We start from the raw sequence: 24,187 nt of genomic DNA, 5'->3' as shown, positions 1-24,187 counted from the left end.
GCCCGCGAAGCGGGTACGCAACAACGGCCCGCTGCCCCGAAGGGCAGCGGGCCGTTGTTGCGTCCTCAGCCGGACAGATCCTCAGACGGTGCCGGACATGCCCGTCGCAGGAGCGGTCTGCACCTCGGGGTCATCCGCGGCACCGACCGGGCCCGCGGTGTGGCCTACTCGTCGCGTACGTCCCTCGATCCAGTTGGCCACCAGGCCGAGGATCGTATTCAGGATGATGTAGATGAGAGCGACCACGATCGCCGCCGGGATCAGGTTGTGGAAGTTTCCATCCAACTGCTTGACCTGGCTGAGCAGCTCGCTGTAGCCGAGCACATAACCCAGCGCGGTGTCCTTGAGGAGCACCACGAGCTGGGCGATGATCGCCGGCAGCATCGACCGAACCGCCTGCGGAAGCAGGATCGTACGCATCACCTGACCCGAGGTGAGGCCGACAGCGGAACCCGCCTCGGTCTGCCCCTTCGGAAGTGCGTGTACGCCGGCGCGGATGATCTCCGCGATGACCGAGCCGTTGTAGAGCATCAGACCGAGCACGACAGCCCAGAAGATGCTGGTCGGTACGATGCCGAGTGACGGCTGCATGAAGTAGATGAAGAACATCAGCAGCAACATCGGGATCGAGCGGAAGAACTCGACGACGACGCCGCACGGGATGCTGATGATCTTCCGCTCCGAGAGTCGCCCGACGGCGAAGACGAACCCGAAGGCCAACGCGAGCAGCGAGCCGAGCGCAAAGGCGCTCAGTGTGCCTATCAGCCCCGGGATCAGAAGGTTGTTCCACACGTCGGCGTCCAGGAACGGCGTCCACTTCTCGCCTTCCCACTGCCCGGTCTCCTCGAACTTGGAGTACACAAGCCACGCGACGTATCCAAGTATGGCCAGTGCGACCCCGGAGTAGACCCAGTTGAGTGCCTTGGCGCGTGGCCCGGGAGCGTCATAGAGAACTGAGGCACTCATCGGATCACCGCGAATTTCTTGGAGGCCCAACCGGCGAGGAAGCCGACAGGCAGGGTCATGATCATGAATCCGATCGAGAAGATGATGAAGATCAGCACGATCTGGTCTGCCTCGTTCTCCATCATCGTTCGCATCTGGCCGGAGGCTTCGTTGACGCCCGTTGCCGTGACGACGCCGATCGTGACGGCCACGGTGGTGTTCTTGATCATCGCGATCAAGACGCTGGCCAACGGGTTGAGCACCGACCGCAGCGCTTGCGGGAGGACGATCAGCCGGAGGTTCTGAGTGAAGGTGAGGCCGATTGCCCGAGCCGCTTCAGCCTGTCCGAGCGGCACGGTGTTGATCCCGGAGCGCAGCACCTCGCAGATGAACGTGGAGGTGTAGATCGAAAGCGCCAAGACCGCGAGCTGGAAGTTCTGCTCGTTGAGAGGATCTTCCTGGCTCGCGCCCAACTTGAGCTGGTAGAAGAGCCCGAAGAGAGCAAAGAACATCACCAGCGTCAGTGGCGTGTTGCGGAACGTGTAGACGACCGCGGCGCCGACCCAGCGAAGTACCGGAACCGGGGAGACCCGGAAGACGGCGAGCACGACGCCGAGCAGCAGTGCGAAGATGCCGCTGAAGACGGCGAGTCTCAGGGTCAGCCCGAACGCTTCGAGGATGGCAGACCCATACTCGGAGAAGAGGTCCATGAGGTCCTTCCAGGAATGGCGATGCGTTTCAGCTCATGCCGAGCCGGCGCAGTTCGGTGCCCGCATCGCTGCGGTCCGTAGTGCGCCGACTCGGTTTCGCTGAACGCTCAGTAGCGGTCGACCTTCGGCGGCGCCGGAAGCTCGTAGCCGGACTTGCCGAGGTTGTCGTTGAAGGCCTTCTCCCAGGCGCCGTCCTCGAAGGACTTCTCGATCAGGTCGTTGATCTTGTCGCGGTCCTTGCTGCCCTTGGGCAGGCCGACACCGTAGTTCTCCTCGGTGAAGGGCTGACCGACGATCTTGAACTCGTCGGGGAACTCCTCAGCGTAACCCGCGAGGATGATGTCGTCGGTGGTCAGTGCGTCGATCTGGCCACCCTGGAGCGCGGTGATGCACTTGCTGTAGGAGTCGAACTCCTGCGGCACTGCGCCGTACTTGTCCTTGACCGTCTGCGCGGAGGTCGAACCGGTGACCGAGCAGATCTTCTTGCCCTTCATGTCCTCCGGGCCCTTGATCGAGGAGTCGTCCGCGCGAATCAGGAGGTCTTGGCCGGCGACGTAGTAAGGACCGGCGAAGTCGACCTCGGCCTTGCGCTCGTCGGTGATCGAGTAGGTCGCCAGGATCATGTCGACGCTGCCGTCCTTGAGGAACGTCTCGCGGTTGGCGGAGACCGCTTCCTCCCACTGGATCTGGTCCTCGTCGTAGCCAAGACCCTTGGCGATGTACTTCGCCATGTCGACGTCGAAGCCGGCATAGGTGCCGTCGGCCTTCTTGAAGCCGAGACCGGGCTGGTCGTACTTGATGCCGATCTTGATCTTGTCGCCACCGGCGTCGGAGCCGGAGTCGCTGCCGCCGCAGGCAGCGAGCGAGCCGGCGAGCGCGAGGGCGCCCACGACCGCGGCGATCTTCTTGAACTTCATCGAATCCACCTTCTGGGATATGAGTGTTGGTGCGTTGCAGGGTTCGCGAGCCGAGGCTCACCCGAGACGTACGTCAGTGCTTGAGGATCTTGCCGAGGAAGTCTTTGGCGCGGTCGGACTTCGGGTTGTCGAAGAACTCGTTGGGGGTGTTCGACTCGACGATCTGGCCGTCGGCCATGAAGACGACGCGGTCGGCGGCGATGCGGGCAAAACCCATCTCGTGGGTGACGACGATCATCGTCATGCCCTCCTTTGCGAGGCTGACCATGACGTCAAGCACCTCCTTGACCATCTCCGGGTCGAGGGCGGAGGTGGGCTCGTCGAAGAGCATCACCTGCGGCTTCATCGCCAGCGCCCGCGCGATCGCGACGCGCTGCTGCTGACCGCCGGAGAGCTGCGCGGGGTACTTCGAGGCCTGGGGCCCGACGCCGACGCGGTCGAGCAGCTTCGTCGCCTCGGCCTCGGCGTCGGGCTTCTTCAGCTTGCGCACCTTCATCGGACCCAGCGTGACGTTCTGCAGGATCGTCTTGTGGGCGAAGAGGTTGAAGCTCTGGAAGACCATGCCGACCTCGGCGCGCAGCTTGGCCAGGCCCTTGCCCTCCGCGGGCAGCTCCTTGCCGTCGAGCTTGATCGTGCCGGAGTCGATCGTCTCCAGGCGGTTGATCGTGCGGCACAGCGTCGACTTGCCGGAGCCGGAGGGTCCGATCACCACGACGACCTCGCCCCGCTTGATCTCCAGGTTGATGTCCTGGAGCACGTGCAGATCGCCGTAGTGCTTGTCGACATGGTCGAGCACCACCAAAGCGTCTCCGGAAGGTGCGCTGGTGGGTTCTGTGTCAAGCACGGTCATGCCGCAGACCTAACCACATCCTGCATTGCACATCCATGACTTGGTCCCCGGGTATCGGTTACAAGCGGATAACTGGTCGGGATTTCCTGCCGTCGGGCCTCGCCGCCGTACTCTTGAAGGCGCTATGACCGTGTCCACCGCCTCGAGCTCAGCGTCGGCCCGTACGTACGAAGTCCGCACCTACGGCTGCCAGATGAACGTCCACGATTCCGAGCGCCTCTCCGGGCTGCTCGAAGATGCGGGCTATCAGCGGGCGAGCGAGGGTGCGCAGGCCGACGTGGTCGTCTTCAACACCTGCGCCGTGCGGGAGAACGCCGACAACAAGCTCTACGGCAACCTCTCCCACCTGGCCCCGATCAAGGAGGCCAACCCCGACCTCCAGATCGCCGTCGGCGGCTGCCTCGCGCAGAAGGACCGCGACACGATCACCGCCAAGGCGCCCTACGTCGACGTCGTCTTCGGCACGCACAACATCGGCTCGCTCCCGGTGCTGCTCGAGCGTGCGCGCGTGCAGGACGAGGCGCAGGTCGAGATCCTCGAGTCGCTCGACGTCTTCCCCTCGACGCTGCCCACGAAGCGCGAGTCCGCGTACGCCGCGTGGGTCTCGATCTCCGTGGGCTGCAACAACACCTGCACCTTCTGCATCGTGCCGTCGCTGCGGGGCAAGGAGAAGGACCGCCGCCCCGGCGAGATCCTCGCCGAGATCGAGGCGCTGGTCGCCGAGGGCGTCACCGAGGTGACGCTGCTGGGCCAGAACGTCAACGCCTACGGCGTCGAGTTCGCCGACCGGCAGGCCTTCTCCAAGCTGCTGCGGGCGTGCGGTGACATCGAAGGTCTCGAGCGCGTCCGGTTCACGTCGCCTCACCCGGCAGAGTTCACCGACGACGTCATCGAGGCGATGGCCGAGACGCCCAACGTGATGCCGTCGCTGCACATGCCGCTGCAGTCCGGGTCCGACAGGGTGCTGAAGGCGATGCGTCGCTCCTACCGGTCGACCAAGTTCCTCGGCATCATCGAGCGCGTGCGCGCGGCCATCCCGCACGCCGCGATCACCACCGACATCATCGTCGGGTTCCCGGGGGAGACCGAGGAAGACTTCCAGGGCACCCTCGACGTGGTGCGTGAGTCGCGCTTCGCCTCGGCCTTCACCTTCCAATACTCCAAGCGCCCCGGCACCCCGGCCGCCGCCCTCCCCGACCAGGTCTCGCCCGAGGTGGTCAAGGACCGCTACGGCCGTCTCGTCGACCTCGTCAACGAGATCGCCCACGAGGAGAACCAGAAGAACGTCGGACGCACGCTGGAGCTCATGGTGGCCGAGGGCGAGGGCCGCAAGGACTCCGAGACCCACCGGCTCTCCGGCCGCGCTCCCGACAACCGGCTGGTGCACTTCAGCTCCGCTGGTGCCGACGGCGTACGCCCCGGCGACATGGTCAAGGTCGAGATCACCTACGCGGCGCCGCACCACCTGGTCGCCGACAACCCCGTGCTCGAGGTACGCCGCACGCGTTCGGGCGACGCCTGGGAGGCCCGCCAGGGGCGAGCCGAGGCCGACACCGCCTCGGTCGGTCTGGGCATGCCGTCGATCGGTGTGCCGGCACCGCTGCCGCCCGCGCCGGCGTGCGGCTGAGCCTGGCCACTGAACACGGCAGGTCGTTCGGGCGGAGGCCGCACGAACGGCAAATTCTGCGAGCAACCCCTCTGCTCGGCCGTATTTCTGCCCTAACCTGAGGCAACTTTGTCTCAGGAAGGGATACCCCCATGTCGATTCCCAAGCTGGCAAGCAGAGCAGCAGCGATGGGCGCACTCGGTGTGCTCGTGGCATCAGGTCTGGCCGCTGCGGCGCCCGCGACCGCGATCCAGGCGGCAGCAGGAGGCGGTGCCTGCTTCGACCCCGCCGCGGGCGGAGCCGCTCGTGTCGCCGACGGCACCAAGAAGGTCCACGACACCAACCACCTGACCCGCTCGCAGGCCGCGGCCAAGGAGAAGGCGCTCGACGACGCGCTGGCGGCGAAGGGGAAGAAGGGCGGCGGCGCCGACCTCGGCCCGACGACCATCCCGACCTACGTGCACGTCATCCAGGAGGACGCCACCACCGGCGCGATCCCGCAGGCCAACATCGACGCCCAGATCGACGTGCTCAACGCGGCGTACGCCGGCACGCCGTTCTCCTTCGAGGTCGCCGGCCAGGAGACCACGATCAACCCGGACTGGTATCCGATCATCTCCGGGTCGAGCGGTGAGCGTGAGATGAAGTCGACCCTGCGTCAGGGCGGTGACAACGCGCTCAACATCTACCTCGGCGAGATCGACGACGGCCTGCTCGGCTGGGCCACCTTCCCGGCCAAGAAGATCTCCTCGCAGGACGGCGTGGTCATCCTCGGGGAGTCGCTGCCCGGTGGATCGGCGGCGCCGTACGACGAGGGCGACACGGCCACGCACGAGGTCGGTCACTGGCTGCACCTCTACCACACCTTCCAGGGCGGCTGCAGCGGTCAGGGCGACCAAGTCAGCGACACCCCGGCGGAGGCGGCGCCGGCCTTCGGATGCCCCGAGGGGTCCGACACCTGCACGGCTCCGGGGCTCGACCCGATCCACAACTTCATGGACTACACCGAGGACGCGTGCATGGACGAGTTCACGCCGGGTCAGGTGCAGCGCATGATCGACGGATGGGTCGCGTACCGCGCCTGATCCTTCGCTGAGATACGTCGAGCGCCGAGCCCTCGCGGGCTCGGCGCTCGATCGTTGTGGTGCTGGCTCAGCAGTGCTGCCCCAGGCTCAGGTCAGTACTGCGACTGGCCCTGGTCGCCGCCCTGCGGCTCGTTGCCGTAGCCACCCTGGTTGCCCTGCTCCTGCTGCTGCTCGCCGCCGAAGCCGCCCTCGGACTGGCCGCCCTGCTCGCCGCCGAAGCCCTGCTCCTGCTGCTGGCCGCCCTCGGAGCCGCCGAACTGGCTGCCCTGCTCCTGCTGCTGCTCGCCGCCGAAGCCGCCCTCGGACTGGCCGCCCTGGTCGCCGCCGAAGCCCTGCTCCTGCTGCTGGCCGCCCTCGGAGCCGCCGAACTGGCTGCCCTGCTCCTGCTGCTGCTCGCCGCCGAAGCCGCCCTCGGACTGGCCGCCCTGGTCGCCGCCGAAGCCGCCCTCGGACTGGCCGCCCTGGGACTGCTCGTTGCCGAAGCCACCCTGCTCCTGCTGCTGGCCACCCTCGGAGCCGCCGAACGAGCCGCCCTGGTCCTGCTGCTCGCCACCGAAGCCGCCCTGGCTGGACTGCTCCTGCTGCTGGCCGCCCTGCTGCTCGTTGCCGAAGCCGCCCTGGTTGGACTGCTCCTGCTGCTGGCCACCCTCCTGGCCGAAGTTCTGCTGGTCGTCGCTGTTGCCGTAGTTCTCAGACATGGTGGTCCACACTTCCGAGTCGTATTGCTGTGACCGGATTAGGAGCGTGCACTGCAGGCTCCTCCCCCCGGTTGCCCCCGGCGGGGGCAGGATGAATCCACCTCGACCGTTCCACGTGACAGCACATGTGGCAACAGGTCGTTAACGGTGTTTCGATAAATGCACGGTAAAATGTCGTCGTCGGGTAACGCTCCGGAAACGCAAGACGGGGAGCGACCCGGTGGGTCGCTCCCCGTCTCGGGGTCGTGCCTGGATCAGTTGTTGTTGTTGTCGCCGCCGTCCAGGCCCTCCGCGTGCTCCTTCGCGGCGTCGACACCCTTGTCGATGTGCTCGCCGTACTTGCCGCCGGTCTTCTCGTCGGCGAAGTCGCCGGCCTTGTCGAGGCCCTCTCCGACCTTGTCGGAGCCGACCTTGTCGACGCCCTTGTTGGCGAGATCCTTTGCCTTGTCCAAGAAGCTCATGCTTCCCCCTCTGGATCGGTGGCTCCCGTTTTGAGCCGACTTCCAGCCACACTAACCACATGCAGTACGCGAGCAACAGGGGGACACGCGACCCGGATGACCTGCACGGACTAGTCGAGCAGGGATCTTCTGCCCTGTCCGAGGCTCCGATCGTGGCCGTCGTCGGCGCCACCGCGGCGGGTAAGACGTCGCTCTCCCTCGACCTCGCCGAGGCGCTCGACGGTGAGGTGATCAACACCGACGCGATGCAGGTATATCGGGGGATGGACGTCGGCACCGCGAAGCTGCCGCTCGACGAGCGGCGTGGGATCACCCATCATCTGCTCGACCTCCTCGATGTCACCGAGCCGGCCTCGGTCGCCGAGTTCCAAGGCCTCGCTCGTGGTGTGATCGCCACGCTTCGAGAGGCGGGGAAGGTGCCCGTGCTGGTCGGCGGCAGTGCCCTCTACACCCGGGCGATCCTGGATCGTTTCGACTTCCCCGGCACGTCGTCGGCGGTGCGCGAGCGTCTGGAGGGCGAGCTCGAAACCGCAGGTGAGAAGGCACTTCATGACCGACTTCGTGAGCTCGACCCGGCGTCCGCGGACCGGATCGAGGTCGACAACGGTCGCCGCGTCGTACGTGCCCTGGAGGTCATCGAGCTGACCGGTCAGCCGTTCAGCGCCACCCTGCCCGAGCAGGTCTACCACGACCCGGCGTCGATCCAGATCGGTGTCGACATCTCCCGCGAGCAGCTCGACTCCCGCATCCGTCAGCGCGTCGCGGAGATGTTCGAGGCCGGCTTCGTCGACGAGGTGGCCGGCCTCCTCGAGGGCGACCGGACGTTGTCGAGGACCGCCATGGCTGCGATCGGCTATCGGGAGGTCGCCGCTCATCTGACCGGGTCGATGACGTTGTCGGAGGCGAAGGAGCGCACCGTCATCAGGACCCGCCAGTTCGCGCGTCGCCAGGACGCCTGGTTCCGCAAGGATTCACGCGTCGTTTGGGTCGCGTTCGACGACCCCGGGCGCGTCGAGAAGGCCCTCGAGGCGGTGCGGGCGGTCTCGGCCTGAGCAGCGCTGAGCAGGACTCGAGCAAGATCGGTCGGGTGCGTACGTCTCCTCGTGGGTCAGACTGGAGACGTGAGCGAGCCGGGGGAGACGAGCGGGAGCCGCCGCGACCGCCTGCGTGAGCTGTTGGACGCGGTGCTCGACGGCGCCGACGACGGCACCCCGCGCACGTTGGCGCAGATGGCGGGGGACGCCTTCACCTCGCCCTACCACTTCAACCGGATGCTCTCCCGGGGCGCGGGCGAGCCGCCGGTGGCGATGCGGCGCCGGGTGATGCTGGAGCGGTCCGCGTGGCAGCTGCGGCACGGCGGCACGGTGACCGACGCGGCGTGGGCGGCCGGATATGAGTCGCTGGAAGGGTTCTCGCGCGCCTTCGCCAAGGCCTTCGGACACCCGCCGAGCACCGCCGCGGCCAGCCACTGGCTGCCGGCTCCCAACGGCATCCACTTCCATCCGCCCGAGTCGCTGTGGGTCGACTCCCAGGAGCAGGTGCTCTCGCCGCTGACCGAGCAGCTGGTGATGCACGACCTCGACGACACCCGGGCGCTGCTCGAGCAGGCCTCGGGGCTGTCTGCCGACGTGCTCGCGGAGGTGCGGTTGCCGGGCCGCGTGGTGCTGGAGTGGGACGGACCGGAGGAGTCGCTCATCCAGGTGCTGGAGGCCACCGTGTGGGCCAAGGAGTGCTGGGTCGCCTCCATCGAGGGCCTCTCGATGCCGGCCCGCGACCGCTCGGACGACGTCGCTGCGCTGATCGACCAGCACGAGGCCGTGGGCGCGCGATGGCTCGCCGTCGTACGCGACATCGAGCGGCGCGGAGCCTGGGAGGACCGGCTCGTCGACGCGCTGTGCGAGCCGCCGGAGAGCTTCCAGATCGGGTCGGTGGTCGCCCACGTCCTGACGTACGCCGCTCATCGGCGTCTGCTCGCCAGGGCGATGCTCCGAATGGCCGGTGTCGAGGTCGACCGGGGCGACCCGATCGAGTGGCTGCGGGCTCGCCGGGGTGAGGTGCCGCCTCCTACGATAGGCGCGTGACCCCTACCTGGACCGAGATCAGCACCGTCGACGAGCTCGTCGAGCTGGTCGGCACCCCCCACGAGCGGGCTGTGACCAAGGGGCGTCCGGCGCTCCTCGAGATCGACAGGGAGTGGCTCGCGGCGACCCCGTTCTGCGTGGTCGCGACCTCGGACGACTCCGGCAGCTGCGACGCCTCGCCGAAGGGCGACCCGGCCGGCTCGCTCGTGCACGTCATCGACGACAAGACGATCGCGATCGCTGAACGGCCCGGCAATCGACGTGTCGACGGCTACCGCAACGTGCTCGCCAACCCCCACGTCGGACTCAACTTCCTGATCCCCGGCCGTGGCGACACGCTGCGCATCAACGGCCGCGCGCGACTTGTCTCCGACGCGCCGTTCTTCGACGAGATGGTCGTCAAGGGCAAGCGGCCGATCCTCGCCCTGGTCGTCGACATCGACGACATCTTCTTCCACTGCGCCAAGGCGTTCCTGCGGTCGGGCCTGTGGGACCCGGAGACCTGGAACCCCGACCACCTCCCCAAGCGCGCCGTGATCGCCAAGGAGGTCGAGAAGGACGCGCGCACCCTGGCGGAGATGGAGGACTACTACCGCACCGACACCTACTCGAAGTTCCTCTACTGATGACGTACGCATTCGTGAAGGGGCACGGCACGGAGAACGACTTCGTGCTGCTGCCCGACCTGGACGGCTCGGTGCACGGCGCGCTGACCGACTCGGAGATGGCCGACCGGGTCCGGAGGCTGTGTGATCGCCGAGCCGGCCTCGGTGCCGACGGGATCCTGCGGGTGATCCGCACCGCTGACTACGACGGTCCGGACCGGCCGGTGAGCGATGCGGAGTGGTTCATGGACTATCGCAACGCCGACGGCACGCTCGCCGAGATGTGCGGCAACGGCACCCGCGTCTTCGCCGAGTATCTGCGCTCGGCAGGTCTCGCCGGCGACGAGATCACCTTCGCCACCCGCGCCGGCGACAAGACGCTGCGCGCCTCGGGCGACATCTGGACCGCCGACCTGGGCTCCCCGAAGCTGCTCGGAGCGACGCAGGTCAGCGTCGCCCACCACTTCTGGCCCGCCGCCAACGTCGACATGGGCAACCCGCACGCCGCCGCCGAGGTCGAGTCGATCGACCCCGAGGGCCCGGTCGGCGACCTCTACGACACCCCGGTCTTCGACGAAGACGTCTATCCGCGCGGGGTCAACGTCGAGTTCTTCGCCCGCGTCGCCGAGCGACATGTCGCGATGCGCGTCTTCGAGCGAGGCTCCGGCGAGACCCGCTCCTGCGGCACCGGCGCCTGCGCGGTCATGGTCGCCGCCGCCGAGGCCGACGGTCTCGCCGGCGAGCGTGACGCCGACGTGACCTACCGCGTCGACGTACCCGGCGGCACCCTCCAGGTCACCTGGACCACCGACGACCGCATCCTCCTCGCCGGCACCGCCCTCCTCGTCGCCGAAGGCACCACCACCCTCTGACCCTCCGCCGAGACGTCACCCCTGCAGGTCGAGGCGTCCCCCTGCAGGTCGAGGCGTCACTTCTGCAGGTCGATGCGTCGGGTCTGCAGGGTGAGAAGTCACCAAAGACCTCTCGACCTGCGTACGTGACTTCTCGGCCTGCAGGGGTGACCTCTCGGCCCGCGTACGTGACTTCTCACCCTGCGTACGTGACTTCTCACCCTGCAGGAGTGACCTCTCGGTGAGATGGTTAACGGGTATTCACCAACGGTGGTCGGGGTCACGTCTAGGGTGCTGCCCATGGAGTTGACTGATAGCACAGCGATCGTGACGGGGGCGGCCAGCGGGATCGGGGCGGCTACGGCCCGGGCGTTGGCGGCCAAGGGTGCGACGGTGATCGTCGCGGACATGCAGAAGGACAAGGGCGAGGCGCTGGCCGAGGAGATCAAGGGGCTGTTCGTGCCCGTTGACGTCACCGACAGCGAGCAGATCACCAACGCGGTGGAGCGGGCCGTCGAGGTCGCGCCGCTCAAGGCGGTGGTCAACTCGGCCGGGATCGGGTGGGCTCAGCGCACCATCGGGCGTGACGGCCAGGTGTCGTCGGCGCACGACCTGGATGCATACAAGAAGGTCATCGCGATCAACCTGATCGGCACCTTCGACATGTGCCGCCAGGCGGCGAGCTTCATCAGCCGCAACGAGCCCGACGCCAACGGGCAGCGCGGCGCGATCGTCAACCTGGCCAGCGTGGCGGCCTTCGACGGTCAGATCGGGCAGGTGTCCTACTCCTCGTCGAAGGGTGGCGTCGTCGGGCTCACCCTGCCGCTCGCCCGCGACCTCTCTGCGTCGGGGATCCGGGTGAACACCGTCGCCCCCGGGCTGATCGACACCCCGATCTACGGCGAGGGTCCGGAGTCGGAGGCGTTCAAGGCCAAGCTCGGCGAGAGCGTGCTGTTCCCGCGTCGTCTCGGCGTGCCGGAGGAGCTCGCGAGCATGGTCGTCGAGTGCCTGACCAACGACTACATGAACGGCGAGACGATCCGCGTCGACGGCGGCATCAGGATGCCTCCGAAGTAGTAGACGCCAGGTGCTACCCCGTCGGCTGGCGCACCGATAGTGTGTGCGCCAGCCGCGGACATCTGGGACTGCCCCGCGGGGTATCGGAGCAAGGGGAGTTCGAATGTCCGGCAAGGCCGGCAGCAGCACGTCGAAGGCGCTCGCGATCATCGAGCCCGAGGCGCCTGCGGAGCCCGAGGCAGAGGTCGAGCCGCGGTTCACGAAGCAGACGATCGGGGTCGTCGCCGGTGCCGTCGGCGTCCTGGCGCTGTGCCTGCTGACCACCGCGATGGTGACCAGCGGCAAGGCCACCCAGACCGTCACCAGGTCGTGCACGGGCCCGCAGATGAACGTCGCGGCGGCTCCCCAGGCGGCCAAGGTCCTGCGCAAGATCCTCGACGACGCAGGCTGCAAGCAGATCGAGGTCAAGGCGACCGAGGCCGACCAGGTGCTCTCGCCGATGGCCCTCGGTGACGATCTGCCCGACGTATGGATCCCCGACTCCTCGCGTTGGCTCGACCGGATCAGTCCGGCCGAGGAGCCGGTGACCCTACGGTCGTCGATGGCGTCCTCGCCGGTGGTTCTCGTCTCCGGTGACGGCCTGATCCGCAGGTCCTACGCGGAGGCTTTCGCCGACGACGACCTGCTGGTCGGCGACCCTCAGCGGATGATGAGCGCGCTCGGCACCGTCATCGCGGGCGAGGCGAACCCTGCGAACGCCGCCAAGCTGAAGTCGTACGCCGACCGGATCGCCTCCGACGAGGACGGCAGCGCACCCACCGACTCCGGCCGGCTCGCCGAGCTGCGCACAGTCGCGAGCGGCGTGACCGCGACCAGCGAGCAGCAGTGGTCGAGCTATGCGCCGATGCTGAAGGCCAGCGCGCCGAAGGAAGGCACCGTGGTGCTCGACTACCCGGTCATCCTCACCGCCAACTCGTCGCGTCGCAACACCCTCGCCTCCTCGATCACCAACTTCGCGCGCGTGCTCGACAGCGATGCCGCCGACGAGACGCTGACGAAGGCCGGCTTCCGCACCTCCGGCGCCGGCAAACCCTCGCCCAACGTGGGTGCCTTCACCGAGGTCGACCCGGCCACCGTGAAGAAGACGGCCGCCGAGTGGAGCCAGCGGCTGCGGCCGACGCGGGGCATCGCCGCGATCGACGTCTCCGGGTCGATGGCCTTCCCCTCGGGCGACGGCGTGACCACCCGGCTCCAGCTCACCCAGGCGGCGGCCGCGGAAGCCATCAAGGACCTGCCGGCCACCGCGGCGATCGGGCTGTGGGCCTTCTCCGAGGAGACCGAGGGCAAGCTCGGCGGCGACCACGCCGCGCTCGTGCCGACCCGGTCGCTCGGCACGAAGGGGCAGCGTGACCTGCTCTCCAAGGAGATCGCCGGCCTCACCGCCCGCACCGGCGGCGGCACCGCCCTGCACGACACCACGCTGGCCGCCTACGAGGCTGCCGTCGCCTCCTACGACCCGCTCGCCTCCAACACCGTGCTGCTCTTCACCGACGGCACCAACGAGGATGCCGACTCGATGGACCTGGCCGAGCTCGTACGCCGGTTGAAGGCTGCCTCCGATCCCCACCGACCCGTGCGCGTGATCGGTGTCGGGATCACCGCCGACGCCGACATGGGAGCGTTGCGCACCATCGCCGAGGCGACAGGCGGGGCGGCGTACGTCGCGGAGCGACCGGAGGATGTCGGCTCGGTGCTCCACGAGGCGATCGGCCGACGCTGACGTCTGCGCCGGGCACGTCGTGGGAACCGCTGCGCGCCCGGCGGAATTAAGCATTGTCGCCCGGGTGGCGCGGCGCCGTATCCTTGTTGGTATATGACGAACAACGCACACGACTTCTCACTCGCTGACGCGCTCGAGGCCACCGAGGACTGGGACGCGCTCGAGGCCGAGTCCGACGCCGACGGCTTCGAGTCCGGCTACGCGGACGAGGACCCCGAGGACGGCCTCGGGCTCCGCTTCGGCGATGAGGACGCCGGCCCGACGCTCGGCGCCATGGAGCTCGCCGAGCGGCACGCGCTCAAGCGCGTCGCCAGCCTGCGCACCGAGCTCGAAGACATCACCGAGGTCGAATACCGCCAGCTGCGGCTGGAGCGAGTCGTGCTCGTGGGCGTATGGGCCGGTGGCACCCAGGCCGACGCCGAGAACTCCCTGTCCGAGCTGGCGCTGCTCGCCGAGACGGCGGGCTCCGAGGTGCTGGAGGCGATCTACCAGCGTCGTCAGGCGCCCGACCCGGCGACGTACATCGGACGCGGCAAGGTCGAGGCGCTCAAGGAGATCGTGGCCGCGACCGGCGCCGACACGGTCATCGCCGACGGCGAGCTGGCCCCGAGCCAGCTGCGCAACCTGGAGGACCGCACCGGCGTCAAGGTCGTCGACCGCACCGCGCTGATCCTCGACATCTTCGCCCAGCACGCCAAGTCCCGCGAGGGCCAGGCGCAGGTGGAGCTCGCCCAGCTCAGCTACATGAAGCAGCGGCTGCGTGGTTGGGGTGGCAACCTGTCGCGTCAGGCCGGTGGCCGGGTCGCCGGTGGTGCCGGTATCGGTGGCCGTGGTCCTGGTGAGACCAAGATCGAGACCGACCGCCGCCGGATCAACACCAAGATCGCCAAGCTCAACCGTGAGCTGAAGGCGATGAAGGGCACCCGCGACACCAAGCGTGCTTCGCGGAAGAGCCACCAGATCCCAGCGGTCGCGATCGCCGGCTACACCAACGCCGGCAAGTCGTCGCTGCTCAACCGGCTCACCGGTGCCGGGGTGCTCGTCGAGGACGCCCTCTTCGCCACCCTCGACCCGACGACCCGCAAGACGACCACCGAGGACGGCCGGGTCTACACGATGTCCGACACCGTCGGCTTCGTACGCCACCTGCCCCACCAGCTCGTCGAGGCCTTCCGCTCGACGCTGGAGGAGGTCGCCGACGCCGACCTGGTCGTGCACGTCGTCGACGGTGCTCACCCCGACCCCGAGGGCCAGCTGGCCTCCGTGCGCGAGGTCTTCGCCGAGATCGGTGCCTCCGAGGTGCCCGAGCTGGTGGTGATCAACAAGGCCGACATCGCCGACCCGATGGTGATCGGCCGGCTGCTGCGCACCGAGCCGCACTCGGTGGCGGTCTCGGCCAAGACCGGCGAGGGCATCGACGAGGCCATCAAGGCCGTCGAGGCCGACCTGCCGCGGCCCGGCGTCGAGTTCTCCGCGCTGGTTCCCTACGAGCGCGGTGACCTGGTCAACCGGCTTCACCAGCACGGAGAGATCGACCACCTCGAGCACACCGCCGACGGCACCCTGCTCAAGGGACGCGCCAACGCCGACCTGGCCGGCGAGCTCGCGGCGTTCTCGGCCTGATCGTCAACCCCGTCTCAATCCGGCGTTTCGAGACCGGCGATAACGGGATCTTCCTTCACACTTGGCACGATTGCCCATGGGAGGAGGACGCATGAAGGCACCCGTACGTCGCATCGCGCGCGCCACGATCGTGAGCGCGCTGGCCGGTGCTGTGCTCGCGACCGTCCTCGCGGCCTGCTCCTCCGAGGACGTCGAGAGCCTGCCCGGTCAAGACGCGAGCAAGGGCGGCGTGGTGACCCAGGACATGTGCTCGAGGTTCGCCGCCGAGTCGGTCTCCCGCGCCGCGGTCGTCACCGGCGCCGGCGAGCAGGTCGTCGTGATCGGCGACTCGTGGGCCGCCGGCTACGGGCTCGACGACCCGGCGAAGTCGTGGCCCGCCTATCTCGACGGGCAGGTGCGGGTCTCGGGGTTCGCCGGCACCGGCTACGCCCGCTCCTCGATGGAGCGGTGCGGCCCGATCTCGTTCGGCGAGCGTGCCGCCGACGCCGTGCGGCAGGGCGCCGACCTGGTCGTGCTCGAAGGCGGCATCAACGATGCCCACCGGGAGCTGCCCGAGGCCGAGAAGGGCTTCCGGCAGACGCTCGACGCCTTGAAGGGCCACGACGTCGTCGTGCTCGGCGCCCCGAGCATCTCCACCCGTGCAGCGGCCATCAAGGTCGTCAACAAGATGCTGAAGCGGGTCTCGAAGGAGTACGGGGTGACCTACATCAACGTCTTCGACCTCAAGCTTCCCTACCAGGACGACCACACCCATCTCACCCCGGCGGGGCACGTGCAGTTCGGCCGGATCGTCGCCCAGCGGATCGCGGAGAGCCGGTCGGAGCCTGTCCCCGCCCACGGCTAAGGTTGCCCGGGTGACCGCAACCGACACCGCCTCCGAGACGCCCGTTCGAGAAGCATTGGCAGACGCGGTCGCGACCCTCGGCGGTTCGACCCGAGAGGGCCAGGTGCTGATGGCCGACGCGGTCGCCCAGGCCTTCGCCGACGAGGAGCATCTGCTGGTCGAGGCCGGCACCGGCACCGGCAAGTCGCTGGCCTATCTGGTGCCGTCGCTGCTCCACGACAACCGGGTGGTCGTCGCCACTGCCACGCTGGCGCTGCAGCACCAGCTCGTCGAGCGCGACCTGCCCCGGCTGGTCAAGGCGATCGGCACCCGGCCCGGCGTCGATGCCTCCTACGCCGTGCTCAAGGGTCGCTCCAACTACGCCTGCCTCCACCGGGTGCGCGAAGGCGCCCCCGATGACCAGGGCACCCTGGTCGACGTGCCGCTGGGCCCGATGGCCGAGAAGATGCTCGAGCTGCGCAGCTGGGCGGAGAAGGAGGCCGACAAGGGCGGCAACGGCGAGCGTGACTCCGCGCCGCGCCACACCGACCGCGAGTGGCGTCAGGTCTCCGTCAACCACCGCGACTGTCTCGGCGCCGCGAAGTGTCCCTTCGGTGAGGAGTGCTTCGCCGAGGTCGCCAAGGAGAAGGCCCAGAAGAGCCATCTGATCGTCACCAACCACTCGCTGCTCGCGATCGATGCGATCGAGGGGGTGCCGATGATCCCCGAGTACGACGCGGTGGTGATCGACGAGGCCCACGAGCTGGTCGCGCGGGTCACCCAGGCGGCGACCGACGAGCTGACCGCTGCCGAGGTCGAGCGGGCCGCTCGCCGGGCCCAGAAGCACATCGAGGGCTCGGAGGCCGACGACCTCGCCGACGCGTCCGACGCGCTGCGGGCGGCCGTCAACGAGACCAAGCCCGGTCGGATGATCACCCTGCCCGAGGTCGTCTCCGACGCGCTCGTGCTCGTGCGCGACGCCGCTCGGTCAGCGCTCTCGGCGTTGCCCAAGCCGAAGGACTCCGAGAGCGCCGACCCCGGCTTCCAGCAGGCCAAGGGTGGTCTGCAGGAGGTCTTCACCACCGCCGAGCGGATGGCTGCCGCCCTGGAGTCCGACGTGATCTGGCTCAACGAGGGCACCGACCGCATCCCGCCACGGCTCTGCGTCGCGCCGCTCCAGGTCTGGGCGCAGATGCGCGAGAAGCTGCTGCGGGAGAAGACCGTCGTCTTCGCCTCGGCGACCCTCAAGCTCGGTGGCGACTTCGGGGCCGTGGCCGGCTCGCTCGGGCTCAAGGCAGACGAGCGCACGACGCTGGGCGCCGATGCGCAGCGTACGGAGGATGTGCTGCCGTGGATCGGCCTCGACGTCGGCAGCCCGTTCGACTACGGCAAGCAGGGCATCCTCTACGTCGCCCGCCACCTGCCGCCTCCGGGCCGCGACGGCATGGGCGCCAAGACGCTCGACGAGATCGTCGACCTGGTCGACGCCGCCGACGGACGTACGCTCGGGCTGTTCTCGTCGCGACGGGCGGCCGAGGCGGCCGCCGAGGTGGTGCGGCAGAAGCTGCCGCACCTGACCACGCTGGCCCAGGGCGATGCGCAGCTGCCCGAGCTCGCCGCGCAGTTCGTCGCCGACCCGCACACGGTGCTCTTCGGCACGCTGTCGCTGTGGCAGGGGCTCGATGTGCCCGGTGACACCTGTCAGCTGGTGATCATCGACCGGATCCCGTTCCCACGGCCCGACGACCCGCTGATGTCCGCGCGGCAGCAGGCCGCCGACAAGGCCGGCGGCAACGGGTTCATGCAGGTGGCCGCCACTCACGCGGCGCTCCTGCTCGCGCAGGGCACCGGGCGGCTGATCCGCACGACCACCGACCGCGGCGTGGTGGCAGTGCTCGACGCCCGCCTCGCGACCGCTCGCTACGGTTCGTTCCTCAAGGCCAGCCTGCCGCCGATGTGGGCGACGACCGACCCCGGGCTGGTGCGGCAAGCCCTGAAGCGGCTCTCTGAGTCAGCTTCCAGCTGAGCCGAGTCGGCGCGTTCTGACCAAGAACGACGCCGAGTCGGCGCGTTATAACGCGCCGACTCGACGTTCGTGCAGCTGGTCCTTCGGGGTGATCAGCGGTAGGTCTTGGCCCACCAGCGGTGGGTGGCGCGGTCCGGCGAGGCGGTGCCGTGGCAGGTGAAGGCGGTGCCCTGGCCGCACTTGAAGTTGCTGCTCGCGTTGGCGAAGGTGACCTCGACCTTGCGGATCCGCTTGGACGAGAAGCTCTTGATCGTCTTGGTGGCGATGCCCTTGCGGTTGGGCTTGAGGTGGTAGACGCCGCGGGTGCCGTCGGTGCGGAAGACGCTGACCACGGCGGCGTTGGCGTTGGTGCGGGCCACGTCGACCTTCACCCGCAGCTTCCAGCCCTTGCCGACCTTCTTCGGCACGAGGCGCTGCGAGGCGTACGTCAGGTGCTTGAGGGTGAACTTGCCACCGACGGTCTGGCGCTTGGCGGGCAGCACCTTGCGGCCGTCGTGCACCGGCGGGTAGTAGGCGCGGCCTTCGCTGTAGGTCTTCGACGGGGCCAGGTTGGCGGCGGCGAAGCGGACGTACTCCCGCTTGAGGGTCGTGCCGCGCTCGGCGAGCGCCTGGCGGATCGCGGTGGTGGAGTAGGTCGAGGGGGTGCGGTTCCAGATCCCGAGGATCACAGCGGGCAGGTCGCCGCGCTTCTTCGTGAACTTCTCGGAGAGGTAGCGGAAGAAGATCCAGTTGCCGTAGATGCCGAGGTTGGAGGGGCTGGAGTTGTCCATCGGCTTGCGCTGGTCCTCGAGCTGCCCGTAGGCCAGGTATTGCCGGTTGTCGTTGATGCTGTCGTAGACCTCGTCCTCGGCCCAGGTGGCGGTCGACTCCATCATCCAGCGGTCCTCGCCGGCGTCGTAGGCGAACTGGACGGCGTGGAAGTACTCGTGGGCCGCCGTGACCCGGAGGTTCTCCGTGGGCGTGTTGGAGGAGCCGTACTCGCTGGCGGCGTAGTCGTTGTCGAGCACGCAGTAGGCCGTCGCGGCCTTCTGGGAGACCTTCGTCTCCGGGGCGCAGTAGCCGTAGTAGCCCTCGTCGTAGAGGTTCTGCAGGTAGATGTCGACCTTGCCCGGGGTGACGGCCTTGTCGGCGGCGGGCTTGCGATAGCCGGCCTTCACATAGAGCTTGTGCACCTTGGTGACCACGTCGCGCACCTGCTTGGCGTAGGCCACGGAGGCCTTGTCGCCGCCCTTGCCCGGCGTGTAGTGGACGCAGATGACGTCGCTGCAGGTCTGGGTCAACGCCTTGGGCCGGCGCAGCAGCTCGCGCGCGGCCGCCTTGCTCGAGCGGCCCAGGGAGTCCTTGGCGTTCCACAGGTCGGTGAGCGCGATCGTCGCGTCCGGCCGGCCGGAGACGTGGCGTCCGGGCACGACCTGGCGCGCACCGCGCACGCCCTGGCTGCGCTTGACCTTCTTGGCCGCGTCGAGGGCCTTGCGGGCGTCTTCCTCGGTCATCGGCTTCTCGGCGCTGGTGTCGCCGCCCGTCCTCACCGAGGTCGCTGCTGCGGCCGAGGTCGCGGCAGTGGCGGGCATGGTGGCGGCGAACATCGCCATCACCATGCCTGCGACCACGACGAAGGACAGTTGTTTGCGGTTGCTCCGGCGACCAAGGTTTCGCATCACGTACCAGACGTTCGGGGAAGGCAGACCTCGGCAGTCTAAGCGCACACGACGCGCCCACATCGGTGAAACGCCTACAGCCACGCCATACGGCGTCGGTTCGCGCCGTGGCCGGTCATGACAGCGGCTCTGTCACGCGATGGATGCGGTTGCTTCCGGTCGCCGTGGCGTACGACGTCGACCAGGTCGCCGTCGTGTTGGAGTCGCGGCGCTCGCCGATGGTCCACCAGTCCATCTGGGCCCGGTTGCGGGTCACGTCGAGGATCGAGAAGCCGTGGTCGTCGAAGTTGAGGTGGCGTACGTGGCGGTTGGCGGTCTTGATGATGTTCTCGACCGTCACGCTGACCGTGCGGCGCGGGGCCCCGAGCACGTCTTTGAGGTTGTTGGAGGTGACCGAGGTGGCGACGAACTCGACGCCGGCGGTCTTGCCGAGCGGATAGACGGCCGAGTCGTACGGCAGGTCGCACGCCCACGCGGAGTGGATGTCTCCGGTGACGAAGACGGTGTCGGTGACCGCGTTGTTGCGGATGTGCTCGAAGAGCTCGGTGCGGTCGGCGGTGTAGCCGTCCCACTGGTCGAGGTTGTAGGCGATGCCGTTGTCGGGCAGCAGGCCGGCGACGTCGTTGACCGGTGCGATCAGGCTCTTCGGCAGCGCGCCGAACGTGACCGGCGCGATCATCACCGGGTTGCCGACGATCTTCCACTGCGCGTCGGTGAGCAGGCCGTCCTTGAGCCAGGCCAGCTGCTCGTCGCCGGTGATGGTGCGGTCGGGGTCGTCGACCTTCGCGAGCTCGAGGCGGCTCGCCTGCTCGGAGCGGTAGGAGCGCAGGTCGAGCATGCTCAGCTCGAGCAGGGTGCCGAACCGCAGTCTCCGGTAGATGCGGTCGTGGAGGTGGTCGTCGGTCTCCACCGTCGCGCCCTCGTCATCGGGGCCGGTGTCGACGCGCAGCGGCATCCACTCGTCGTAGGCCTGGTTGGAGCTGGTCTTGCGGTCGATCCAGTCGAACTCGCCCGGCTCGTTGTTCTCCGCGCCCAGCATCCAGGCGTCGTTGGCCGACTCGTGGTCGTCCCAGGTGACGATCCAGGGCAGGCGGGCGTGCGCGTCGGAGAGGTCGACGTCGCGCTTGTACTGCGCGTGCCGGATCCGGTAGTCGGCCAGGGTGTGCATCTCGTGGGCCGGCTCGTGGGGGCGCACGTCGTCGTTGCCCATGCCGTAGCCGTACTCACCCGGGCCGTACTCGTAGAGGTAGTCGCCGAGGTGGATGATCGCGTGCAGGTCGTCGCGCTCGGCCAGGTGGCGGTAGGAGGCGAACCAGCCGGCCTGCAGGTTGGAGCAGGAGACCACCCCGAAACGTACGTTGTCGGGGGTGGCGTCGGCCGCCGGAGCGGTGCGGGTGCGGCCGACCCGGCTGGTCTGGCCGTTGTAGGTGAAGCGGTAGAAGTACCAGCTCTCGGGAGCCAGGCCGGTGACGTCGAGCTTCACGGTGTGGTCGCGGTCGGGGCCGGTCTGCTGCGAGCCCTTGCCGGTGATGCGCTTGAAGTCGGCCGTCGGCGAGATCTCCCAGCGCACCAGAACCTCCTCGCCCTTTCCCGACCCTGCGGTCGCGTCGGCGGTGGGCGTGACCCGGGTCCAGATGACCACGCGATCCGGGAGCGGGTCGCCGGAGGCGACACCGTGCTGGAAATGGTTGAGCGTCGCGCCGGCCGCCTCCGCCGGTGAGGGGAGCGTCATCGTCGCCGCGGCGGCGCCGGTGATGCCGGCCGCCAGGAGGGTGCGGCGATCGAGATGGTTCTGGGCTGGACGGTTCGTGGTCACGCTGTATGAAACGACGCAGCCGCCGGCCCTGTCATGGGCCGGCGGCTGGATTTCACGCAGTGTTCCCGGGTGGTTCCGGGTGGTTCTCGCAACGTTCGGATCAGAGGCTTCGCAGCACAGCGGTCACCTTGCCGAGGATCGTCGCGTGGGTGCCGTCGATGGGCTCGTACGCCGCGTTGTGCGGCAGCAGCCACACCTTGCCGTCCTTGCGCGAGAGCGTCTTGACGGTCGCCTCGCCGTCGATCAGCGCGGCCACGATCTCGCCGTTCTCCGCGGTCGGCTGCTGGCGCACGACCACGAAGTCGCCGTCGCAGATCGCGGCGTCGACCATCGAGTCACCGGAGACCGAGAGCAGGAAGAGCTCGCCGTTGCCGACCAGCTGCTTGGGCAGCGGGAAGACGTCTTCGACGCTCTGCTGGCTCGAGGTCTCCTCGGCCAGGATCGGGCCACCGGCCGCGATCCGGCCGACGAGCGGCACCATGGTCGCGTCGGGGGTGGGGTTGAGGTCGGCGCTGAGGTCGGCCTCGCCGGCATCGCTCTCGTCGCCGGACATCGCCTTGCGGTGGGCCATCACCTCGGGGAGGAAGACCTCGAGAGCGCGGGGACGCTTGGGGTCCTTCCGGATCAGACCACGCTGCTCGAGCGCACGGAGCTGGTGGGCGACGCTGCTGGTGCTGGTCAGCCCGACCGCGGCACCGATCTCGCGCATGCTCGGCGGGTAGCCGCGCTGCTCGATGCTGTCGCGCAGGTGAGCGAGGATGCGCTGCTGACGTGGCGTGAGCCCGGTCGCGTCCGGCGGCCCGTCGGGCAGCTCGCGGACGCGGCTCTTCTTCGAACCACCTGATCCGGTGCCTGTCTTCTGCGTGGTCATGTCAGCACATTAGTCGCATCAGCCCCACGAGTTCAAACATCTGTTCGATCTCGGGAGTGGCGGGTGGCGCGTTGGGAAATTCTTCGAACGCCTACTTGCTTTGTTCGAACACGTGATCTACCTTCGAACACATGCTCGATCGAACACGTGATCGAAACAGACTGATCTGGAGGCCGTGATGAGTGCAACCGTGTATGTGCTGCCCGTAGCCGAGGCGCCGCGCCCCGTGCGGGAAGTGCGTCGCTCGCAGGTGCGGCTCACCCGCCGCGGCCGGATCGTCGTGTTCGCCTTCGCGCTCGTCGTGCTCTTCTCGATCGCGCTCGTCGGCGCTCGGGTCGCGTTCGGGGCCGGCGGTGCCGAGTTTCCAGGCACCTCCTCCTCCGCTCACACGATGGTCGTCGGCGATGGCGACACGCTCTGGGACATCTCCTCGGAAGCGGTAGCCGGCACCGACGCCTCCATCCGGGAGATGGAGCAGACGATCAAGGAGCTCAACAGCCTCGAGTCCTCGATGCTGGTCACGGGGCAGACCCTGATCATCCCGACCGCCCGCTGAGGGCTCCTAGATGTCCGGCTGCCCCCTCACCCCCTGGCGGCCGGCTACCGGGGAAAGACGAGAGTGCCGCAGACGATGGGAAGCGTCTGCGGCACTCTCGCGGTTGTCTGTCGACGACTCGGCGTCTGTGTCAGTGTCGGGGGCGGTAGCTGCCGTCCGAGGTGGTGGGCGGCCACTGATGACTGCGCGAGGCGCGCCGCGGGGGCGGCCACTCGTCCTCCTGCGGCGCCGGCGACACCTGGGACTGTCGCTGGGTGGGCATCGCCTGCGTGGGGATGTCCGCCGCCGGCATCGTCGGGGGCATCGTCGGCCGCGGGCCGGTCTGGCCATAGCGGGCCGGGGCAGCCTGGTAGGCCCCGGACTGCTGGGTCGGATAGCTCCCTGTGCCGTAGCCCGGAGTGTCGTACCCCTGGGTGTCGTACCCCTGGGTCTCGTAGTCGTAGCTCTGGGGCTGTGGCGTCGATGCCGGGGTGGCCGGGTTGGAGTAGTAGGGCTGAGGGGGCGGCGGCTGATAGGTCGGACCGCCGTAGGCCGAGCGGTTGCCCGTGTCGCCGAACGACGAGCGGTTGCCCGTGTCGCCGAACGACGAGCGGTTGCCGGTGTCGCCGTAGGGCGACTGGCTCCCGGTGTCGTAGCCGTAGCTGTCGGCGTAGGGCGACTGGCTTCCGGTGTCGGTGCTGTGCCGGCCGTACGACCCGGTGTCCTCGTAGCCGTAGGAGCTGGTGCCGTAGTAGTCCTGGCTCGAGTAGTCCTGGCCCGGGTATTCCGGGTCCGGGTAGTCCTGCTCCTCGACGTAGGCGTTGGAGTGGCTGCCGGAGTATTCCTCGGCGGGTGGAGCGGTGGGGGAGCCGGTGAGTGCGCGCCAGGCCTTGCCGGCGAAGGTGAAGGTCAGGAAGAGGCAGGCGACCGCGGCGACCGCAGCGATGGCCAGCTTCGCCCAGGCGCCGGACTCGCCGCCGCGTGCGTCGGCCCCGAAACCGACGGCGACCCACACCAGGACACCCCAGATGATGAGGAATCCCAGCGTCGCGATCGCAGGCACGATGAATGGTGGCCGGGGTCCGTTACTGGGGCGCGTGCCTCTCCGCGGCCCGACGCGGTTTCCTCCGGAGATGTTTGTCACGGGGGACATTCTTACTCATCAAGGCCAGCCGGGGGCCGTTGAACCGGAATCTTTAAGTGTTTGATCGCCCGCCGCGCCGGGCTCT

Annotated in this window: 22 protein-coding genes; 12 read left to right on the top strand and 10 right to left on the bottom strand. The window is 68.4% G+C overall.

Features of this window, described 5'->3' with window-relative positions:
- Nucleotides 1-81 precede the first annotated feature (81 nt).
- The 4 genes from FB381_RS21170 to FB381_RS21155 all read right to left on the bottom strand — a co-directional run bounded on the left by FB381_RS21170 (nucleotide 82) and on the right by FB381_RS21155 (nucleotide 3,422).
- Entirely contained in the window at nucleotides 82-966 is an 885-nt protein-coding gene (locus tag FB381_RS21170) for an amino acid ABC transporter permease (protein ID WP_141782111.1), read from the bottom strand.
- Nucleotides 963-1,655: an amino acid ABC transporter permease gene (locus FB381_RS21165; RefSeq protein ID WP_141782110.1), complete on the bottom strand. Its 693-nt coding sequence runs from the start codon at nucleotides 1,653-1,655 to the stop codon at nucleotides 963-965. The genes FB381_RS21170 and FB381_RS21165 overlap by 4 nt, the downstream gene beginning before the upstream one ends.
- A 107-nt stretch (nucleotides 1,656-1,762) precedes the next feature.
- On the bottom strand, nucleotides 1,763-2,572 hold the full coding sequence (locus FB381_RS21160) for a glutamate ABC transporter substrate-binding protein (RefSeq protein ID WP_141782109.1): 810 nt from the start codon (nucleotides 2,570-2,572) through the stop codon (nucleotides 1,763-1,765).
- A 73-nt stretch (nucleotides 2,573-2,645) separates the two neighbouring features.
- Nucleotides 2,646-3,422, bottom strand: a complete 777-nt coding sequence (locus FB381_RS21155; protein WP_141782108.1) for an amino acid ABC transporter ATP-binding protein — start codon at nucleotides 3,420-3,422, stop codon at nucleotides 2,646-2,648.
- A 124-nt stretch (nucleotides 3,423-3,546) separates the two neighbouring features.
- Here FB381_RS21155 and miaB point away from each other — a divergent pair, with 124 nt between their 5' ends.
- Nucleotides 3,547-5,049, top strand: coding sequence for a tRNA (N6-isopentenyl adenosine(37)-C2)-methylthiotransferase MiaB (gene miaB / locus FB381_RS21150; protein ID WP_141782107.1), 1,503 nt, complete (start codon nucleotides 3,547-3,549; stop codon nucleotides 5,047-5,049).
- Between the two features lie 131 nt (nucleotides 5,050-5,180).
- Nucleotides 5,181-6,113, top strand: coding sequence for a zinc metalloprotease (locus tag FB381_RS21145; protein WP_141782106.1), 933 nt, complete (start codon nucleotides 5,181-5,183; stop codon nucleotides 6,111-6,113).
- Nucleotides 6,114-6,205: 92 nt separating this feature from the next.
- On the opposite strand, the gene FB381_RS21140 is transcribed toward FB381_RS21145, so the two are convergent.
- Nucleotides 6,206-6,811, bottom strand: coding sequence for a hypothetical protein (locus tag FB381_RS21140; protein WP_141782105.1), 606 nt, complete (start codon nucleotides 6,809-6,811; stop codon nucleotides 6,206-6,208).
- 254 nt (nucleotides 6,812-7,065) lie between these two features.
- The gene (locus tag FB381_RS21135; RefSeq protein WP_141782104.1) at nucleotides 7,066-7,272 is read right to left on the bottom strand and encodes an antitoxin; all 207 of its coding nucleotides are present in this window, start codon (nucleotides 7,270-7,272) and stop codon (nucleotides 7,066-7,068) included.
- A 152-nt stretch (nucleotides 7,273-7,424) separates the two neighbouring features.
- Here FB381_RS21135 and miaA point away from each other — a divergent pair, with 152 nt between their 5' ends.
- From miaA to FB381_RS21090, 9 genes are all read left to right on the top strand, one after another.
- Entirely contained in the window at nucleotides 7,425-8,324 is a 900-nt protein-coding gene (gene miaA, locus FB381_RS21130; protein WP_246088244.1) for a tRNA (adenosine(37)-N6)-dimethylallyltransferase MiaA, read from the top strand.
- 69 nt (nucleotides 8,325-8,393) lie between these two features.
- Nucleotides 8,394-9,353 carry a helix-turn-helix transcriptional regulator gene (locus FB381_RS21125; RefSeq protein WP_141782102.1) on the top strand — a complete coding sequence of 320 codons (960 nt, stop codon included), beginning with the start codon at nucleotides 8,394-8,396 and terminating at the stop codon, nucleotides 9,351-9,353.
- Nucleotides 9,350-9,979, top strand: coding sequence for a pyridoxamine 5'-phosphate oxidase family protein (locus tag FB381_RS21120; RefSeq protein ID WP_141782101.1), 630 nt, complete (start codon nucleotides 9,350-9,352; stop codon nucleotides 9,977-9,979). Before FB381_RS21125 ends, FB381_RS21120 begins: the two co-directional genes overlap by 4 nt.
- A complete protein-coding gene (gene dapF, locus FB381_RS21115; protein WP_141782100.1) occupies nucleotides 9,979-10,830 on the top strand; it encodes a diaminopimelate epimerase in 852 nt (283 codons plus the stop codon). Before FB381_RS21120 ends, dapF begins: the two co-directional genes overlap by 1 nt.
- A gap of 279 nt (nucleotides 10,831-11,109) precedes the next feature.
- Nucleotides 11,110-11,886 carry an SDR family NAD(P)-dependent oxidoreductase gene (locus FB381_RS21110; RefSeq protein WP_141782099.1) on the top strand — a complete coding sequence of 259 codons (777 nt, stop codon included), beginning with the start codon at nucleotides 11,110-11,112 and terminating at the stop codon, nucleotides 11,884-11,886.
- Between the two features lie 103 nt (nucleotides 11,887-11,989).
- Entirely contained in the window at nucleotides 11,990-13,606 is a 1,617-nt protein-coding gene (locus tag FB381_RS21105; RefSeq protein WP_141782098.1) for a substrate-binding domain-containing protein, read from the top strand.
- 93 nt (nucleotides 13,607-13,699) lie between these two features.
- Complete coding sequence (hflX, locus tag FB381_RS21100; protein WP_141782097.1) at nucleotides 13,700-15,229, top strand: GTPase HflX; 1,530 nt, start codon at nucleotides 13,700-13,702, stop codon at nucleotides 15,227-15,229.
- A 91-nt stretch (nucleotides 15,230-15,320) separates the two neighbouring features.
- Entirely contained in the window at nucleotides 15,321-16,073 is a 753-nt protein-coding gene (locus FB381_RS21095) for an SGNH/GDSL hydrolase family protein (RefSeq protein ID WP_170225258.1), read from the top strand.
- A gap of 10 nt (nucleotides 16,074-16,083) precedes the next feature.
- Nucleotides 16,084-18,078 (top strand): ATP-dependent DNA helicase, encoded by a 1,995-nt coding sequence (locus FB381_RS21090; RefSeq protein WP_141782095.1) that lies wholly within the window; start codon nucleotides 16,084-16,086, stop codon nucleotides 18,076-18,078.
- 92 nt (nucleotides 18,079-18,170) lie between these two features.
- Here the strand turns inward: FB381_RS21090 and FB381_RS21085 are convergent, their stop codons facing one another.
- The 3 genes from FB381_RS21085 to lexA form a co-directional block, all read right to left on the bottom strand.
- Entirely contained in the window at nucleotides 18,171-19,736 is a 1,566-nt protein-coding gene (locus tag FB381_RS21085; RefSeq protein ID WP_342778443.1) for an MXAN_6640 family putative metalloprotease, read from the bottom strand.
- A gap of 115 nt (nucleotides 19,737-19,851) precedes the next feature.
- Nucleotides 19,852-21,552 carry an alkaline phosphatase D family protein gene (locus FB381_RS21080; RefSeq protein WP_246088243.1) on the bottom strand — a complete coding sequence of 567 codons (1,701 nt, stop codon included), beginning with the start codon at nucleotides 21,550-21,552 and terminating at the stop codon, nucleotides 19,852-19,854.
- 100 nt (nucleotides 21,553-21,652) lie between these two features.
- Nucleotides 21,653-22,423: a transcriptional repressor LexA gene (gene lexA, locus FB381_RS21075; protein WP_141782093.1), complete on the bottom strand. Its 771-nt coding sequence runs from the start codon at nucleotides 22,421-22,423 to the stop codon at nucleotides 21,653-21,655.
- Between the two features lie 178 nt (nucleotides 22,424-22,601).
- Between lexA and FB381_RS21070 the strand changes: the two genes are divergently transcribed.
- Nucleotides 22,602-22,979, top strand: coding sequence for a LysM peptidoglycan-binding domain-containing protein (locus FB381_RS21070; protein WP_141782092.1), 378 nt, complete (start codon nucleotides 22,602-22,604; stop codon nucleotides 22,977-22,979).
- 130 nt (nucleotides 22,980-23,109) lie between these two features.
- On the opposite strand, the gene FB381_RS21065 is transcribed toward FB381_RS21070, so the two are convergent.
- The gene (locus FB381_RS21065) at nucleotides 23,110-24,021 is read right to left on the bottom strand and encodes a hypothetical protein (protein ID WP_141782091.1); all 912 of its coding nucleotides are present in this window, start codon (nucleotides 24,019-24,021) and stop codon (nucleotides 23,110-23,112) included.
- Between the last annotated feature and the right edge of the window lie 166 nt (nucleotides 24,022-24,187).

This window comes from Nocardioides albertanoniae (assembly GCF_006716315.1).
Lineage (GTDB): Bacteria > Actinomycetota > Actinomycetes > Propionibacteriales > Nocardioidaceae > Nocardioides > Nocardioides albertanoniae.
Note: the sequence above shows the minus strand (reverse complement) of the source record. Positions and strands in the feature narration are given on the sequence as shown.